Below are 18,341 nucleotides of genomic sequence, written 5' to 3'. Positions count from 1 at the left end.
TACGAGCCCGACCCGAGGAGTGAGCCCGCAGTGTCGTTCCACCCCTTCGAAGATGCCATCGACGCCTCCGCACCGGCCGGAGAGGTGCTCGCGGCGCTGCGTGCGCGCGGCTCCTCGGCGGCGGCCGGCACGTACAGCGGCGAGGCGCTCGCCGACTGGACCGACGGGCTGCTGAAGCCGCTCGCGGAGCACGGGGTGCGCCACGGCGAGCCCGTCCACGTCGCCGCGGCCGGGCCCGCGGAGGTCGCGGTCGGCTGCCTCGCGGTCTGGCTCGCCGGCGGCGTGCCGGGCACGGGCCCGGCCACGGCGGACGGCGCGACCCGCCTCGTCCTGGACGTCGCCGGCCGGTCGGTCCGGGCCGGGGACCCCGCCGGGCACGCGGCGGGCGGTGCCCGCGAGGAGGAGCCCGTACTCACCGACGCGGCGCTCCTCGTGTCGGCGGAGCTGACGGGCTGCGTCGCCCACCCGGCCGGCTCCCTGGACCGCCTGCGGCTCCCCGCCGGACGGACGGGACACCTGCTGGTCCTGGCCGACTGGCGGGTGGACGCCTGGCTCCCGCTGGTCCTGGAGGCATGGCTGAGCGGCACGGAACGCATCACCCTGCGGGCCGCCGCGGTCGAGGGCGCAGGCCCGGACGCGGAGGCGGACACCGGCGGGCGCACCGTCCTCGCCTGCCCGGCCGCGCTCCTCGCCGCCGAACCGGCGCTCGCCGCGCCTGGTGCCTACGCCCACCGCGTCACCTGGGGCGCAGGTCCCGCCCCCACCGACGACACGACGACCCACGGCTTCGGCGACCACCACGTCCTCGCCGTCACCCGCGCCCACCCCGCCGACAACGACGGCGCCCACCGGGGCGAGGTCCCCGGGCGGCACCGGGTCTGCACCCCGGCCGGACGGTCCCTGCCGACCAACACCTGGGGGCTGCTCGCCCTCGCCGGACGGCTGCCCGTGGTCGCCGACGACCTCGCGCAGCTGTACGCGGCGGTGGTGACCGAGCCCGGCGAGCGCCGGGTCGTCACCCCGTACCGGGCCCGCAAGCGCAGCGACGGCACCATCGAGTTCGACACCCGCCCGCTGGACGCCCTGCGCTTCGCCGGGCGCCTGCTCTCCCCGGCCGCTACCGCCCGCGCCCTGACGGCCGCCGGGCTCGCGGACGCCGCGCTCGTCGCCCGCGACACCGGCACCGACCAGGCCCGCCTGGTGGTGTGCGCCCCCGGTGAGGGCCCCGACCGGACGGCTCTGACGCGCCTCGCCGGAGCCCTCCCGGAGTGGGCGGCGCCGCTCAGCGGCTGCCGGGTGCCCACCGTGCCCCGCGACGCCGACGGCCGCGTGGACACCGCCCGGCTCGCCGCCGGCGCGCCGCCGGACGACCTCCAGTTGGAGCGCGCCGCCCGCGACCTGGCCGCCGACGGCGCGCCCGTACGGCTGCGCAGCGTCCCCGTGGCCGCCGGCGACGAGGAACTGGCGCTCCCCGACGGCTTCGTCACCAGTGGCGGCCGCTACCCGGCCATTCGCCCGGCCGAGGCGCGCGGACCCGAACTCGCCCCGCCCGCCGACGACCTGGTCGACCGGCTGCGCAAGGCCGCCGCGACCGACCGCGGCATCCCTCTCGTCGACGCCGAGGGCAGGGAGCACCGGCTCAGCTACGCCGAACTCCTCGACCAGGCGTCCCGGGTCGCCACCCACCTGCGCGCCCGGGGCCTCGGCCACGGCGACGAGGTGATCGTCCACGCCGCGGCGGCCGGCGACATCTTCGTCGGCGTCTGGGCCTGCGTCCTGCTCGGCGTCCTGCCCGTGCCGCTCACCCCCGCCACCCCGTACGACGCCGCGGGCAACCCGCTATGGCACCTGCTCGGCCCCGACACGATGCTCACCGGCCACACCGTCCTGACCACCGAGGCGCAGAAGGACGTCACGGCCGGGGTCCTCCGGCGGCGCGGCCTCACCGCCGACCTGCTCACCCTGGAGGAGGCGCGGCGCCACGAACCGCTGCCCGCCGAGGAGGCCGCGCCCCGCTCGCCGGCGCTGATGATCCTCACCTCCGGCAGCACCGGCGCGCCCAAGGGCGTCGCCCTCTCGCACCGGAACCTCGTGAGCCTCGCTGAGTCCATCCGCAACGAGTTCTCCCTCGCCGACGAGGTGTCCCTCAACTGGCTGGGCGTGGACCACGTCGGCGGCCTGGTCCAGCACCACGTGCGCGACCTGTGCCTGGCCAACGAGCAGGTCCACGCGGACACCGGCTGGGTGCTCGCCGACCCCACCCGCATCCTCGACCTGATGGACCGGTACCGGGTGACCATCAGCTGGATGGCCAACTTCGGCTTCAACCTGATCAACGAGCAGGCCGAGAAGATCGCCGCGGGCTCCTGGGACCTCAGCCCGGTGAAGGTCTGGGAGAACGGCGGCGAACCGGTCACCCACGAGGGCAACCAGCGCTTCCTGGCCCTGCTCGCCCCGCACGGCCTGCGCCCCGACGTCATCAAGCCGGTCTTCGGCATGACGGAGACCAGCTCCGCCGTCATCGGCGCCCACAACCTCGTCGCCGGCAGCCGGGCGTACGTGCACTGGCTGAGCGACACCAGCCTGGACCGCCCCGTGCAGCGGGCCCTGCCCGGCGAGGGCAGCCCCTTCGCCGAGGTGGGCACCCCGATGGCGGGCCTCGCGCTGCGGGTCGTCGACGCCGAGGGCCAGGTCTGCCCCGAGGGCGTCGGCGGCCGGATCGAGGTCAGCGGCCTCCAGGTCATGAACGGCTACTACCGCAACCCCGAGGCCGACGCGGAGGCGTTCACCGAGGACGGCTGGCTGCGCATGGGCGACTGCGGCTTCATGGTGAACGGCAGCCTCGTCGTCACCGGCCGCGAGAAGGATGTCCTCATCATCAACGGCCTCAACTACGCTGCCCGCGCCCTGGAGAACGCCGTCGAGAGCGTCCCCGGGGTCCGCCAGGGCTGCTGCGCCGCCGTCCCGGTCCGCCAGCCCGACGCCGTCACCGACGACCTGGTGGTCTTCTACAGCCCGACCACGCCCGGCGCCGCCGACCCGGTCGCCGTCGAGGCCGCCCTGATCTCGGAGCACAGCCTGCGCCCGGTGGCCCTGGTGGAGATCGGCCCGGACGACTGGCCGCGCACCGCCATCGGCAAGATCCGCCGCCCGGTCCTCGCGCAGGGCTTCCAGGCGGGCGACTTCGCCGACCGCATCACGCTGCGCCGCGCGGGCGGACTCGGGAACCGCACGACGGTGCCCGCCTGGCACTTCGTACCGGAGTGGCGCCCGATCGCGGCCCCGGAAGGAACCGCTGCCCCCCGCGTGCTGTGGATCGGCGGCGCCGCCCCCCAGGGCACGGTGCTGACCGCCGAACCGGGCGCCCCCTTCACCGGATTCGACGCCGAGGGCCGCTGCCGCTTCCGCGCCGACCGTACGGACGACGTCCACGCGCTGCTGGAGAACGCCGCCCAGCGCCTCGACGGCCTTGACGCCGTGGTGGACGCCCGCTGGAACACCCGGCCCGCCGGGACGCCGGCCTCCGGGGAGAGCCCGGCCGACACCGCCGTGCGCGCCCTGCGCGAGGCCCAGTCCGCGTGGACCGCGCTCCTGCGGGCCGCCGCCCGGCTGCCCGAACCCCCCGCCGTGGTGCTCGCCACCCGCGCGGCCCTCGCCGTCACCGGCACCGAGCCGGACATCGCGCACGCGGCGCTGCCCGGCGTCGCAGAGAGCCTCGCCCAGTCGCACCCCCGGCTGCGCGTCGCCCTCGTCGACGGCGCCACCGACGAGGCCCTGCTCACCGAGTGCGCCCTGCGCGGCACGGGGCAGGTCGCCCACCGGGACGGCACCCGGCTGGTGCGCGGCCTGCGCCCGCTCGACGCGCCGGCCATCCCGGCCGAGCCGCGCCGGGTGCTGCGCGAGCACGGCGCGTACCTGGTCGTCGGCGGCCTCGGCGGTGTCGGCGCCCACCTCACACAGCACCTGCTCCGCCGCTTCGGCGCCCGGGTGGCCGTAGCCGGACGCGGGCCGGCCGGTCCGGGCGACGCGCGCGGCGCGACGCTGACCTACCTCGCGGACCAGACCGCGCCCGGCGGCGAGCTGCGCCACGTGCGCCTGGACGCCACCGACGCCGACGCCCTGCGCGCTGCCGTCGACGCCGCCGAAGCCGACTGGGGCCCCCTGGACGGGGTCTTCCAGCTGGCCGGCGAGGGCTCGGTGAGCGAGCAGCTGGAGGCCCTCGCCGAGCCCGACGAGGACACGGCCCGGCGGCTCTCGCCCGTGCCGAGGCGCGCATCCGGATGAGCCACGCCCTCGACGCGGCGCTCGACGGCCGCGACACCCCGCTCGTCGTCTTCAGCTCCGTCAACAGCTTCTTCGGCGGCGTGGGCTTCACCGAGTACGCCGGTGCCTGCGCCTACCAGGCCGCGCACGCCGCGTACAGCGCCCGCCGCACCGGCCGTACCCGGCTGTGCCTCGACTGGAGCATGTGGAAGCAGGTCGGCCTGGCGTCGGGGACGCCCGCCGCCGTGACGGAGCTGGCGCGGCGGCGCGGCTTCGCCTCCCTCACCCCCGCCCAGGGTCTGGCCTCGCTGCACACGGCCCTGGAGTCCGCCGAGGACCGGCTGCTCATCGGACTCACCGCGTCCGGCGGCGCCGTCGCGGCGCTGCTGCCCTTCGGCGCGGTCGGGTACGAGGTCGAGGCCGACGGCGCGGACGCGGCCCGCGTCGCCGCCGCCGTCGGCGTCCACCCGGCGCGGGTGCGCACGACCCGCGCCGCCGCGTCGGCCGCACCGGCCACCGCCGTCGCGGCGGACCACGTCGAGGCGCTGCTCGCCGTGTTCCGGGATGTGCTCGGCACCGACGAGGTCGGCCCCGACGACAACTTCTTCGCGGCGGGCGGCGACTCCATCCGGGCCATCCAGGTGGTCGCCCGGGCCGCCGAGCGCGGCTTCCGGTTCAGCCCCCTGGACCTCTTCGAGCACAAGACGGCGGCCGAACTCCTCGCGCACCTCGCGCAGGGCGACGGGCCGGCCGGCCTGGCCCCCGACGAGGCCGACTCCGGCCCGGTCGAGCGGGTGGCCGTCCCGCCGGTGTTCGGCTGGTGGCTGGAGAAGGCCGACCGCCGCCAGATCCGCGACCACCTCACCATGAGCATGCGCTACCACGTCGGCGCCGAGCCGGGCCCGGACGCCGTCGAAGCCGCCCTGACCGCGCTCGTCGAACGGCACGACGCGCTGCGCATGCGCCTGGCCCACGGCCCCGACGGCTGGCAGCTCGTCGCCGGAGAACCGGTCGAGGGCAGCCTCCGCCTCGATGCCCGCGAGCTGGCGCCCGGCGAGGACCCCGTCGCGGCGGCGGAGGCGGCCGAGCCCGCCCTGCACCGCGAGGTCGGCGCCGAGGACGGGCCCCTGGTCCGCGCCGCCCTGCTGCGCGCCGCCGACCGCTCCCGCTCCGTGCTGGTCCTGGTGATCCACCACGCGGCGGTGGACGGCGTCTCCTGGCGGATCATCGAGGAGGACCTGCGGCTCCTCCTGGACGCCCGCGCCCGCGGCGCGGCGCCCGAGCTGCCGCCGCCCACCGTCGGGTTCCTGCCCTGGGCGCGCGGCATGAAGCGCCGCGCCGGGCGGCTGGACCCGGCGCGGGCGGATGCCTGGGCCGCGCGGCTCACCCCCGGCTGGGGCGCCCTGCCCGGCGCGCCGGACCGGCCGCTGCTGGAGAAGGACACCGAGATCCTCGCCCGCCGCCTGCCTGCGGAGCTGCTCGACCGGCTCGGTGAGAACAGCGTCAACGAGGTGCTGCTGACCGCCGTCGCCTGGACTCTCGCCCGCTGGGCCGGCACCGATTCCCTCGCCCTCGACGTGGAGGGCCACGGCCGGCTCGACGCGCAGGCGCCCGTGGACCTCTCGCGCACCGTCGGCTGGTTCACGGCCATCGCGCCGGTCCGGATCGACCTTTCGGGCTGCGCCGTCCCCGCGGCGGCCGTCTCCCGCGTACGCAGGGAGCTCGACGGGCTGCGCGGCAGGGACCAGGAGTGGGGCCTGCTCCGGTACGGCGGCGCCTGCCCCGCCGGTCACCCGCTGCTCTCCGTGCCGGAGCGCCAGGTCAGCTACAACTACCTGGGCTTCTTCGACGGCGCGGGACCCGAGCCCGACGCGCTGTTCGCCGCCGTGCCCGGTTCGCTGGGCGCCGAGGCGAGCCCGGAGGGGGAGCGGCACTACCTGATCGACGTGGCTGCCGTCGTCGCGGACGGCGAACTGGAACTCGCCGTGAAGTTCTCGCCCGAGGTCCACCCCGCCGAGGAGGTCCGAGCCCTGCTCGACCGGTGCGCCGAGGTCCTGGAGGAGCTGCTCGCCGACGGCGGCGCGGCCTCCGGCACGGCGGACGTGGACCACGCGGAGCTGCTGCTCGCCCTGGAGGAGGTCAGCCTGGGCGACGACTGAGCGCGCCCGATGGGGGGGGGGAGGGGGGAGGGGCGTCCGCTTTCCGCGGCCCCCCTCCCGCCATTCGGACGCCCATCGGTTTTCGGCGTCAACTGAACGTCGAAATTCGGCCATTGGCGGAACGGTGCCTCAACTGCGCCCTGCGATAGAGTCCTTGGCCGTACGAGAATGCGGGACGGATTCGGCCGTCGCAAGGAGTGGTGCAGAGCAATGGAAGTCTCCGAATTGGAGAATATGGCGCGAAGTGCGGTGGAGGAGATCTCCGTACTGAGCGACGCCGGGGAACTGGAAGCGCAGCGGGTGAAATGGCTCGGCGGCAAGGGACTCGTCCGCCGCGCCCGCGCCTCCATCAAGGAGTACCAGGGCGAGGCGCGCGTCGAGTTCGCCCGCGAGGTGAACCGCATCGCGGAGGAGATCACCCGCGTCGTGGACGAGGCCACGCGGCGCATCGCCGCGGAGGCCACCGCCCGCCGGATCGCCGACGACTGGATCGACCCCTCGCTGCCCGCCACCGCTCCGCGGCGCGGCGCCCTCCACCCCGTCCGCGTGGTCGAGAAGCGCTGCGTCGAGATCATGGGCCGACTCGGCTTCGAGCAGGCCGAGGGACCCGAAGTGGAGACCGACTACTTCAACTTCGACGCCCTCAACATCCCCCGCGACCACCCCGCCCGGGACATGCAGGACACCTTCTGGGTGGACGAGCAGCGCCTGCTGCGCACCCACACCACCAGCGTCCAGGCCCGTGTCCTCGCCCGGGCCGCCGGCCGCCCCGTCAAGGTCGTGGTGGCCGGCCGCGTCTACCGGAACGAGGCCGTGGACGCCACCCACCTGGCCATGTTCCACCAGCTCGACGGCTTCTGGGTGGACCGCGGACTGACCTTCGCGCACCTCAAGGGAGTGGCCGTCCACCTCGCCCGGGAACTCTACGGCGACCGGCGGGTACGCCTGAAGCCGAAGTCCTATCCGTACACCGAACCCTCCGTCGGAATCGACGTGGAATGCGGACTGTGCGGCGGCAGCGGTTGTTCCGCGTGCCACGACTCCGGCTGGGTCACCATCATGGGCGCCGGAATGGTGCACCGAAATGTTCTCCAGGAGTTCGGTTACGACCCGAACGCCTTTTCCGGTTTCGCTTTCGGGTGGGGACTGTCCCGTATGACCACTCAGATGTACGGCCTTTCCAAGCTGCGCCCCATCTACCGCGGCGACCTGCGTCTGCTGCGCGTCCTGGACGGGAGGTCCGCGCTGTGCGTGTGAGCCTTCCCCTGCTGCGCCGCTACCGGCCCGAACTGCCCACCCCGGCCCGTGCCGCCTGCGAGGTCCTGGAGGATGTCGGCATCGAGGTGAAGCGGCTCCAGGACGTGCCCGAGGGCGAGGTCCTCACCGTGGAGCTGCTCGCCAACCGCGGCGACCACCACTGCTACCTCGGGCTCGCCCGGGAGCTCGGCGGCCGTTTCGAGGCGCCCACCGGGCTGCCCCCGCTCGCCCCGCTGGACGACGCCGTGACACCGCCGCCCGCGGTCGGAACCGACACGTGCCTGGCCTTCGGCGTGGCCCGCTGCGACCTCGCCGATGCCGACCCCGCGCGCCTCCCCGAGGAGTGGGCCTCGGCGCTCGGTCTCAACGAGGAGCACACCGGCCTCCTCGGTGTCGACGCCGGCAACGTCACCGGACGCGAGCTGGGCCAGCCCGTCCACGTCTACGACGCCGACCTGCTGGCCGGCCCGCCGCGGGTGCGGCTCTCGGCCGAGGGCGAGACCGTCGTGCTCCTCGACTCGGACGAGCCGGTCCGGCTTCCGGCCGGGCTGACCGTCGTCGCCGACGACGAGGGCGTCGTCGCGGTCGCCGGCGTCATGGGCACCCGGCGTGCCGCCGTCACCCGGGCGACCCGCCGCCTCCTCGTGGAGTCGGCGCTCTTCGACCCCGTCGCGGTACGCCGCGCCGCCCGCGCCCTGGGCCGGCAGACCGCCGCCGCCACCCGCTTCGAGCGAGGCGCCGACCCCACCCTGGTACGGGCCGGCGCCGCCCGTACCGTCGCTCTGCTCGACGCCTGGGGCGCTCTCGCCGCCGACGGACCGCGCACCTGGAGCGAGGCCGTCTGCCCGCTCGACGCCCGGCTCGCCCCGCGCGAGGTCCCCCTGGACCTCGACGCCCTCGACACGTACTACGCCACCGACTTCGACCCCGCGGCCGTCGAGCGCCGCCTCACCTGCCTCGGCTTCACGGTGCGCAAGGCCGACGAGGCCGACGAGGCCGACACGGCCGGGGCCGGCCGGGACGGTGCCGGAGGCGCGGGAGCCGGCACGACCACCGCGGCCCAAGGCCGGGCGCTGCGCATCGGCGTCCCCGGCCACCGCCTGTGGGACGTCTTCAACCCCGAGTGCCTCTATGAGGAGATCGGCCGGATGTGGAGCTTTGACAGCTTCCCCGCCGTCCTCCCCGAGGCCGGCGGCGGCGCCGCCCCCACCGCCCGGCAGCGCGTCCGGAACGCCCTGGAGCAGGTCCTCGTCGGCTACGGCTTCTTCGAGGTGATCACGGACGGCTTCTACAGCCGTACCGCCCACGAGCGCCTCGGCGTCAGCGAGGACTCCCCGCTCACCCGCCACGTCGAGCTGCGCAACGCGATCGACCGCAACTTCTCGCTGCTGAAGAACAACGCGCTGCTTCAGGCACTCGACATCGCCGACTACAACCAGCGGCGCAGCCTGACCCTCGGCAAGTACTTCGAGTTCACCCACCTCTTCGAGGCCGTCGGCGCGGACGACCACCGCGAGCTGCCCGTCCTGTGGGGGATGCTGTGGGGCGAGGAGACCTATGGGGCCTGGCAGCGCGGCGGTCAGGGCTTCGACTTCTGGTACCTCAAGGCCGTCCTGGAGGAGCTGGCCCACGCGTGCGGCACCCGCTTCGCGTTCCGGCGCACTGCCGAGGACCCCTCGCCGCTGGCGGAGCTGATGCACCCGACGCGCTTCGTCCACCTCTACGTGGACGGCCGCAGGGTCGGCCTGTGCGGCGAGGTCCACCCGTCGGTGACCGCCAACTGGAAGCTCCGCACCGACCGGGTCCTGTACTTCGAGCTGGACTGGACGGCCCTGCTCGCGGAGCGCGGCCCCGACGGCACCGAGCAGCCCGACGAACTGCCGGAGCACCCGCTGCTGCGCCGCGACGTCGCCTTCCACCTGCCGGTCGGTCTGACGGCCGACGAGGTCCGCGTGGAACTGGAGGCGGCCTCCCCGCTCGAACTGGCCTGGGTGCGGGTCACCGACCTGTACGAGAGCGGCGAGGTCCGCGCCCACACCTTCGAGCTGGCCTTCCAGAACGACAACACCGTCTCCGCCGAGCAGGTCAACCACGCCGTGACCGCCGTCACTTCGCACGTGCTCGACACCTTCCGCGAGCGAGGTGTGTACCAGAGGTAACACCGCCATCGGGGCGTGCCGCGGGGCCACCCTGCGGCACGCCCCGGACCACGAGTGAGGACCGCCACAGTGAGCCAGATCGGTGCCCCTGTCCGCCGCCTCGACTACCGGCCGCCCGAGTGGACGGCCGAGACCGTCGAGCTGACCTTCGAACTCGACCCCGACCGTACCCGCACCACCGCCCGCACGCTGCTGCGGCGCGCTGCGGGGGACGGCCCGGCCCCGGTACGTCTGGACGGCCGCGACCTGGAGCTGGAGTCGGTCCGGGTGGACGGCAGGGCGCTCGGCCCGGAGGAGTACGAGCTGACCGGCGACGCGCTGGTGCTGCCGCCGCGCACCGGCCGCATCGAGGTCGAGGTCGTCACGCTCCTCGAACCCAAGGCGAACACCGCGCTCACCGGCCTCTACGCCTCGGGCGGCACCCTGCTCACCCAGTGCGAACCGGAGGGCTTCCGCCGCATCACGTACTACCCGGACCGGCCCGACGTCCTCGCCTCCTACACCTGCACCCTCGTCGCCGACGAGGAGGCCTTCCCCGTCCTGCTCTCCAACGGCGACCGCCGGGACGCCGGGCGCCTCCCCGACGGACGCCACTGGGTCACCTGGGTCGACCCCCACCCCAAGCCGAGCTACCTGTTCGCCCTGGTCGCCGGCCGCCTCGGCCACCTCGACGGCACCTTCCGCACCCGTTCCGGCCGGGACGTCGCGCTGCGGGTGTACGCCGAGGAGAGCGCCCTGCCCCGCTGCGGCCACGCCCTTGAGGCGCTGCGCGCCGCGATGGCCTGGGACGAGGAGAGGTTCGGCCTGGAGTACGACCTCGACACGTACACCCTGGTCGGCGTCGACGACTTCAACATGGGCGCCATGGAGAACAAGGGGCTGAACATCTTCAACAGCCTCTACCTCCAGGCCGACCCGGAGACGGCCACGGACGACGACTTCGCCGCCGTCGAGACCGTCGTCGCCCACGAGTACTTCCACAACTGGACCGGCAACCGCGTCACCTGCCGCGACATGTTCCAGCTCTCCCTGAAGGAGGGCCTGGCCGTCTACCGCGACGAGCGCTTCTCCGGCGACCGGCGCAGCCCCGGCGTGCAGCGCGTGCGGGACGTGCGCGCGCTGCGGGAGCGCCAGTTCGCCGAGGACGCCGGGCCCCAGGCCCACCCCGTACGCCCGGACGAGTACCGCGAGATCAGCAACTTCTACACCTGGACCGTGTACAAGAAGGGCTCCGAGGTCATCCGGATGCTCCACACGCTCTTCGGGGAGGAGGGCTTCCGACGCGGCCTGCGCGCCTACGTCACCCGGTACGACGGGCAGGCCGCCACGTGCGAGCAGTTCGTCGAGGCCGTCGGGGAGGCGAACGGGACCGACCTGACCCAGTTCATGCGCTGGTACGAACAGGCCGGCACGCCCGTCCTCGACGTCACCGCCCACCACGACGCCGAGGCCCGCACCTGCACCCTGACCGTCCGCCAGTCCTGCCCTCCGACCCCGAGGCAGCCCTACAAGCAGCCGCTGCACATCCCGCTGACCCTCGCCCTGCTGGGCCCTGACGGGCGCCACCTGCCGCTGCGCCTCGCGGACGAGACGGCTCCCACCGGAACCGAGCGCGTCTGCGAACTGCGGGAACCGGTCACCACCCTCACCTTCGCCGATGTGCCCGAGCGGCCGGTCCCCTCCCTGCTGCGCGGCTTCTCCGCGCCGGTACGGCTCCGGCTGCCCCTTACCGCCGAGGAGCGTCTGCTGCTGGCCGCCCGCGACGACGACCCCTTCGTGCGCTGGGAGTCCCTCCACGGCTTCTTCGTCGACCTGCTCCTGGAGCGCTACCGCGCCGGGGACGCGCCCAGGGCGGACGGCGCGGCGGACGCCCCGCACCCACCGCTCCCCCAGGCACTGGTCGAGGCCCTCGGCGGACTCCTCACGGAGGACGGCACCGACCCGGCCCTGGCCGCGCTCATGCTGGAACTGCCCTGCTTCGGCACGCTGTTCGGCCTGCTCGACGAGGTGGACCCGGTCCGGCTGACCGCTGTACTCGACCGCACCAGGCAGGAGTTGGCGCACACCCTTCGGGAACGTTTCCTCGCCTGTCACCGGCGCCTGGACGACGGCCGCCCGTACGTTTTCGCGGCGGCCGACGCGGGGCGCCGCGCGCTGCGGAACACCTGCCTGGGTTACCTGGCCGAACTGGAGGACCCGGAGGTCGCCTCGCTGCTGCACCGGCAGTACGCGATGGCCGACAACATGACCGACCGGCTCGCCGCGCTCACCGCGCTGGCCGACCGAACCGACGGGGAGGAGGCACTGGCAGAGTTCGGGGAGCGCTGGCGGGATCATCCGCTGGTGCTGGACAAGTGGTTCTCCCTGCACGCCCGCAGCCGCCGCCCGGACGCCCCGGCCCGGGTCCGGCGCCTGATCCACCACCCCGCCTACTCCGAGGCCAACCCGAACCGGGTGGGTGCGCTGGTGATCGCGTACTGCTTCGACAACCCGGCGCACTTCCACGCCGCCGACGGCTCGGGCTACGCCTTCGCCGCCGAGCAGATCCGCCGCGTCGACGCGCTCAACCCGCAGGTGGCGGCGCGGCTGGCCGGCTGCTTCGACGGCTGGCGGGTGCTGGACCCCGCGAGGCGGGAGCTGGTCCTGCGCACGCTGGGGTCGCTGCGGGAGGCCCAAGGACTGTCGGCCGAGACGTCGGAAATCGTGAACAACGCACTGGCACCGTGATGATCAGATGTCCAAAAAGCTTCTATGAGGAAGCGGATTCGGGCTATTATGCTCACATTGACGTTGTAGGCGACCGATTTATCCAGTCGACCAAGGGTGGGCAACCGCCACCCCGCTGAATCCGTCTCGCTATCACGGGGGATCAATGACCGCCGAACAGGACTGCGCCCTTTCCGCCGACGATCTTCGGCTGCTTTCCCTACTCGCCACGTACCCGTGCGACGAGCCGATAGCCCGGCATCTGAAGGTCAGCGTGCGCACGGTGCGCCGTCGGGTGGCCCGGATCATGGAAATACTCGAGGTACAGAATCGATTCGCCGCAGGCGTGGTCGCCGCGCAGCGGGGCTGGGTCACCTGGAGCCACCATGATCGTCGCCCATCGGGCAAGCATGTCCTCGTGACACCGCCCCGGGTTTCGACCCGGCATGTATCCGCAGCCGGGCTCCCGACCAATAGATGAACAAGAGGTAGAGGCACCACCGGGTCCCGGACCCCGCCATCCGGGACCCACCTCAGTGAACGCAGAGACCGTGCACCTGCGCGTCGCCTGGTGGATCGTCATCGCCTACCTGCCGGGAACGGAGCGGCCTGCATGAGACCGCAGGCAGACCGTGCGACGGGCGCTTGTCGTACACACTGTCGCCGTCGTGCAGGGCGAATGGTCGCTTCGGACATTCGCAGGACACGGTCCCGCTCGCAGAAGACTTCTTGAAGTGGGTGTCCCAGGCCCTGGCTGACCTTCGCCAGCCGTGGGGGAGAGGCGCAGATGATGACCGACGCCTGACCGTCGGCCGTGATCTGGGCGCGTGCCGATGCCCGACGCCATCGCGTGCCGTCACCCGGTCGGCCTTGGAAGCCCGTCGAGCGGGTCGGTCGCTCTCTGTTTGTGACGCTCGTTTGACGCTCAGGTGCTGACAGCCCGCCCGGAGAAAAGCACCCTCTGACCTGCTTCTCTCCCGGCCTTGCTTCATGTGGCATGTTTCCGATGACGTCGCACGTGGAGTGCGTGGCAATTCTTGAGCCTGCGCAGAAGGGGCTCTGACCTGCGGTTTTATCGGGTTCTTCAGGGGTGCTCGACGGTGCTCGACCTGTTTTCCGAAGTTCACCGCGTGGAGTAGTCGCCGCGTGGTTCACCTGCGGTTTCACAACGGGAGCGTGAGTCCAGAACGCTCTGCTCAACTCCGTCAGGGACGGGTTCAAGGCATGTCTTGACGCTCGTTCGACGCTGTTCCTGACGGAGTGTGAGGTGGTCGTGCTAGGACCGGATGGCGCGGGCCAATCGACTTTTCGGGCTCAGCCCGTCGAGTAGCGCGTTAGGTCTGCTCTATGGACTTGAGCTATACGGCGACAGGTCTCCGGTAGGCGTGGCTTGGAAGCCGCTCCCAATCCGACGGCATATGTGGTCAACCCACATCTGTGGGCCGACCCGCTAGGCCTGTCCCCCTATCCCTCCCGCATTGAGGGGGGTGGCTGGGACGTGCGCGGTCACAACCCGCTCGGCATCGTTCCCGACGATGCCGAGATGCGGACACTCGAGCCGGACCCCAATGGCGGTGCACAGAAGGGGGTGGAATGCAAATGGGAAGACCCCGAGACGGGTAACAAGGTCCGCCTACGGGTGCACGACAAGGACGGAACTGCTCCCGCGGGCGCCAACGCGGCAAACAGAGATATCTACCGCATATCGATCGGCGGAAGATACCAGGACGAGGCGGGGAACTTGTATCACCGGCAGGTCCACAACCCGAACAGCCCGCACTGCAACTCGGATGCGGCCCATGCCACACACATCCCCTGGCCGGCCCAGTCCACTTCCGTACGAGTGGCGAACGGATGTTTCATTTTGAAGTCTCACGATTTCATCAGCATGGCGCGAATGATTTTGGAAGTCGATGCGCGGGCACGAGAACGGGCGGCCGACGAAGTGTCCGACCACGTGGGGTCATATACGTCTGCCCAGGCATCGGCTCTGGCGACACTGCTGGCGGCAACTGCTGCCTCGGAGAAGGAGAACTCCGCCCGGGAAGCCGAGTTGCACGCCCTCATCGAACTCGCATCCACCGGCTATGTCGACCTTGACCACCTGTCCTCTCTGCGTGAGATCGTCCTCGGCGACCTTCCTCCACAGCTCCGCGACTATGTCAGCGATCTGCTGGAAGGATGAAGGCTCAGGACGGCAGCCGGCGCCGTCCGGTCCCGGAACTCCGCTCATCGACAACGGGTTCTTGCGGTGACCGGTCCAGAAGGCGGGGAGTCATCGGGGAGCCAGAGCGGGGTGCTCGGTCCGGACGGCACCTTCACGTCGTCGTGGCTGCGGGAGAGGACGGTGGCCCCGATGCCCGTGGGAGCGCGCCTCGACGCAGCGTTGGCCCGCAGGATCGAGGCCGGCTGTCGTGCCGTGGGGGCCCCGCACCTCCTTGCGACGAGTCTCGCCGACGTGCCCGGGGCGCCGTCCCGGGTTCCCGCAGACGCGGACTTGACGGGCTTGCGCCCACCCGTCCAGCTGCGCACGCCCGACGCGCAGGGAGCCGTCCTCTTCCCTGAGGAAGGCTACGCGCTGATCGCGGGGACCACCGCTTTCATGGCCTCGGCCGTCAGCGAGGGCACGGACACGGCACGCGCACGCTTCGGCCGTTACGCACGCGCGCTCCTGGAACGTCACCCCTCGCTCGCACCTGTGGCTGCCTCCCATCCGCCCGGTGATCGCGCGTGGTCCAGGCTCGGCGATGTCGACCCGGTCAGCGCCACGGCACAACAACTGGCACTACTGGAGGCGTTCACCGAGGCCGGAACGTGCGGCGCACCGGAGTTCGCCCACGGCTGGTGGGAGGCCGGCGGGCCTCCCAGACGTACGGGGAGCGGGTCCGAGGCGCGCTCGGTGATCTCCTGGACGAAGTGTTCATGATCCTTGAGCAGTACTCGGTCGACCCCGACCTCGCGGAACCCGGTGATCTCGACGACGCAGGACTCCGAACCGCCGTGCGCGCGACCTGGGAGGCGTTCCGTCGCTGCACGACTGACGGGAGCCGTCCGTAGACGGCCTTCCGGGCACGGACCGGAGCAACACCTGACCTGCCCGCCGAAACGATACGGTCCCGACGGACCGTCCACGAGGCCCGTTGTCACGGGTCCCGGCCGGCAGGAAGGGGCCTGTCGGCCCCCGATGCAGGGGTTCGGGAAACCGAAGCCCGCTCGTCGGCAGCGAGTGCCTCCTGTCGACCGCGATGACCGTCGCGCCGCCGCCCGCTCCGCGCCCTGCCGACCGGTGCCGAGCCGGTACGTCCGGTGCCAGGGGATGAGGCCACATGTGATGCGGTCGACATGATGACCCGGACCGTGACGCTCGTTTGACGCTCCGGGCGCCCGTACGCGGGGCAGCAAGCCGAGAAACTGGTCCTGACCTGGGCTTTTCCGTGCCTTGCTCAGTCCGACATCTTTCCGATGACGCACCATGTGGAGTGCGTGGCGATTCTGGAGCCTACCGCAAAGGGGTTCTGACCTGCGGTTTTCCTGGGTTTCTCAGGCGCGGCCCGTTGTGCTCGACGTGTTTCCCGGATGGAAACAGGTCGAGGCGTGATGGCGTGGCCCTATGGGCTCCGGCCTGGGCTTTTCCGGTGCGGTGGCGGATGGTTGCCTGGTCTGCGGACGGGGCGTCCTGGAAGTCCTGGCGCTGGAATGACGCTCGTTCTGACGGACTTTCAGGTGGGGTGGTGCGCAGACATGGGCGGCTGTCAGGGGCGGGGCGGGCGGTGAAGAGGGTGGCCGAGACGCTGCGGCCGAACTCGTCGTCCGTATCGCCGACCGGCTCGACTTCCCCAGCCCACCCACTTCAGCAGGTTCTTCCACCGGCACACTGGCCGGTCCCAGATCTGGACTCCGGCGGCAACCGGGAGCCGACGCTGAACGCCCGGCTGGTCAGGTCGGTAACCGGCCCGTCCTTGTCGATGCCGCGGCGGAAGGATGACGCGGTTTCACGTGCCGCCCATGTGTCGACGTCGACGAGGGAGCGAGGAAGTGTTCGACCTTCCGTCGCACGTCGGAATCCGCAGGTCGGGGATGGCGTATCCGCCGTCCCGAGGGTTCAACTCGCCTCGGCGGGGCGTCTCGTGGACTGGCGCCTCTACGGAGATCGGTCTGGGGCCGTGCGCCGGAACGCGCAACGCTGGACCCTCCGCGCCACGACGCGGGAAGCAACCCAGTGGGGTACCGCTGTGCAGCCGGTTCGGCCGGCGCGCTTCGGAGAGGTCATGTCCCTTGACGTGGTGTAGGGGATCAGTCGTTTGATGCGGTCGGCAGGACGGTCGTGTCGTCGGGATGGAGGGCATCCATGCTCTCGTTGGAGAAGCGCCCCGCCGTTCTTCCGAAGGGGCCGATGACCTGCGGTTCCGTATGTGTCGGAAGTCCGATGCGTCTCTGGGGATCTGGGGGAGGCGATACCGACGGGGCCGGCCGCGGGAACCTGACGCTCGATTGACGCCGTTCCTGTCGCAGGGGCGCGTCGCCGTCGGTGCGGTTCAGATGATCCCGTGAACCTCGGCGTCCAGATCAACGGAGCCTGATGGGGGCCCGGTCGAGTTTCACGAGAACCACAGCCCTCTTCGCGCGCGTCGTGATCTACGGTGCCATCAGTCACCCGTGACACCAGGACGAGGGAGGGGTCGTGGAGCAGCCCAGGACGGTGTTGGCCGAGCGAATAGCCGAGCAGAGGGCGGGGCTTGGTGATCCTCGTGCGCTGGTGGGGGAGATGCGCCGGTCGGTACTGCTGGTGCCGTCGGTGGACGGGCGGCTGTGGAGCGCGCACTCGGGCGGGGTGCGGTGGGTGTGTGCCTTCACGGACGAGACGGCGCTGGCCCGGTTCGCGGAGCAACGCGGGATGGCGGAACGGCCGTTGGATTATGCGGCGCTGCTGGGGGCCCGGATCGTGGACGAGATCGTGCCGGGGCTGGGGGAGCCCGCCGGGCTGGCGGTGGACATCGCGACCGAGGACGGGTCGATGTTCTTCCCGCCGGTCGCGGGCATCGTCCCGGACGGGGCCGCCGTCGACGCCGGGGCCGCCGGGGCCGCCGTCGAGGCCGGGGCCGACGGCTCGGACGGGGAGGGGAACGGGCGTGGCCGCTGACGATGTGGATCTGAATCTCGATGCCGCCTCGGTGGCGAAGTTCACCAAGGGCGTGGGCGCGACCATCGACGGGCTGGGGGAGTTGGGCGGTGCCACCGGCTCGATCATGGGCAAGGGCTTTTCCGGGCTGTCGATGACGGGGATGGAGGCCGGGCACCACGGCCTGTCCGTGGACTTCGAGGACTTCTGCGAACGCTGGGAGTGGGGTGTGCGCGCCCTGGTCAACGACGCCAGCCAGATCGCGAACCGGCTCGGCCTCGCGGCGGGCACCTTGTGGGAGCACGACCAGTACGTGGCCGGCTCGCTGAAGGTGGGGGTCAACGCCCTGATGGGCGGCAACCCGCACGCCTCCGAGGAGGAGATCGCCCAGCAGGGCTGGGGTGAGGTGTTCACGCCGGACGCCTTCGACCCGGACTGGAGCCGGGAGTCGTTCGAGCGGGCCGGTGAGGAGATCGAGCAGACCTGGAAGGACACCGGCCGTTCGCTGCTGACGGAGGGGCGGGGCGGACAGCAGGCGGAGTGGCTCAACGAGCGGCTGGGCATCGACGACAACGAGTGGAACCGGGCGTTGGACGAGACGTTCGGTCCGTCGCCCGAGGAACGCGCCCAGCAGGCGCAGCAGCAGGGCGGCCCGGGTGACGGCGGGGGCAACTGAGC

General features: G+C 72.3%; 10 protein-coding genes. All 10 read left to right on the top strand.

Going from position 1 to position 18,341, the window contains the following annotated elements; translation table 11 throughout:
* Window positions 1-30: 30 nt before the first annotated feature.
* The 10 genes from ACSU53_RS06990 to ACSU53_RS06945 all read left to right on the top strand — a co-directional run bounded on the left by ACSU53_RS06990 (window position 31) and on the right by ACSU53_RS06945 (window position 18,339).
* Window positions 31-4,284 carry an AMP-binding protein gene (locus ACSU53_RS06990; protein WP_437025637.1) on the top strand — a complete coding sequence of 1,418 codons (4,254 nt, stop codon included), beginning with the start codon at window positions 31-33 and terminating at the stop codon, window positions 4,282-4,284.
* Window positions 4,281-6,422, top strand: coding sequence for a condensation domain-containing protein (locus ACSU53_RS06985; protein ID WP_437025635.1), 2,142 nt, complete (start codon window positions 4,281-4,283; stop codon window positions 6,420-6,422). Before ACSU53_RS06990 ends, ACSU53_RS06985 begins: the two co-directional genes overlap by 4 nt.
* A 234-nt stretch (window positions 6,423-6,656) precedes the next feature.
* Entirely contained in the window at window positions 6,657-7,679 is a 1,023-nt protein-coding gene (gene pheS, locus ACSU53_RS06980; RefSeq protein ID WP_360596746.1) for a phenylalanine--tRNA ligase subunit alpha, read from the top strand.
* The gene (locus tag ACSU53_RS06975; RefSeq protein ID WP_437025633.1) at window positions 7,676-9,838 is read left to right on the top strand and encodes a phenylalanine--tRNA ligase beta subunit-related protein; all 2,163 of its coding nucleotides are present in this window, start codon (window positions 7,676-7,678) and stop codon (window positions 9,836-9,838) included. Before pheS ends, ACSU53_RS06975 begins: the two co-directional genes overlap by 4 nt.
* Before the next feature lie 69 nt (window positions 9,839-9,907).
* Window positions 9,908-12,565 (top strand): aminopeptidase N, encoded by a 2,658-nt coding sequence (gene pepN, locus ACSU53_RS06970; RefSeq protein WP_437025631.1) that lies wholly within the window; start codon window positions 9,908-9,910, stop codon window positions 12,563-12,565.
* Between the two features lie 145 nt (window positions 12,566-12,710).
* Window positions 12,711-13,025: a hypothetical protein gene (locus ACSU53_RS06965; protein ID WP_437025629.1), complete on the top strand. Its 315-nt coding sequence runs from the start codon at window positions 12,711-12,713 to the stop codon at window positions 13,023-13,025.
* A gap of 1,017 nt (window positions 13,026-14,042) precedes the next feature.
* Window positions 14,043-14,729, top strand: a complete 687-nt coding sequence (locus ACSU53_RS06960; protein ID WP_437025627.1) for a polymorphic toxin type 30 domain-containing protein — start codon at window positions 14,043-14,045, stop codon at window positions 14,727-14,729.
* Window positions 14,730-15,466: 737 nt separating this feature from the next.
* Window positions 15,467-15,601, top strand: a complete 135-nt coding sequence (locus tag ACSU53_RS06955; protein WP_437025625.1) for a hypothetical protein — start codon at window positions 15,467-15,469, stop codon at window positions 15,599-15,601.
* Window positions 15,602-17,225: 1,624 nt separating this feature from the next.
* Complete coding sequence (locus tag ACSU53_RS06950) at window positions 17,226-17,684, top strand: hypothetical protein (protein WP_437025623.1); 459 nt, start codon at window positions 17,226-17,228, stop codon at window positions 17,682-17,684.
* A complete protein-coding gene (locus ACSU53_RS06945; protein WP_437025621.1) occupies window positions 17,674-18,339 on the top strand; it encodes a hypothetical protein in 666 nt (221 codons plus the stop codon). Before ACSU53_RS06950 ends, ACSU53_RS06945 begins: the two co-directional genes overlap by 11 nt.
* The last annotated feature ends 2 nt before the right edge of the window (window positions 18,340-18,341 follow it).

It is taken from the genome of Streptomyces sp. enrichment culture (assembly GCF_964273255.1).
Taxonomy (GTDB): domain Bacteria; phylum Actinomycetota; class Actinomycetes; order Streptomycetales; family Streptomycetaceae; genus Streptomyces.
The sequence above is the reverse complement of the archived record's forward strand: the minus strand, read 5'-3'. Positions and strand labels throughout refer to the sequence as shown.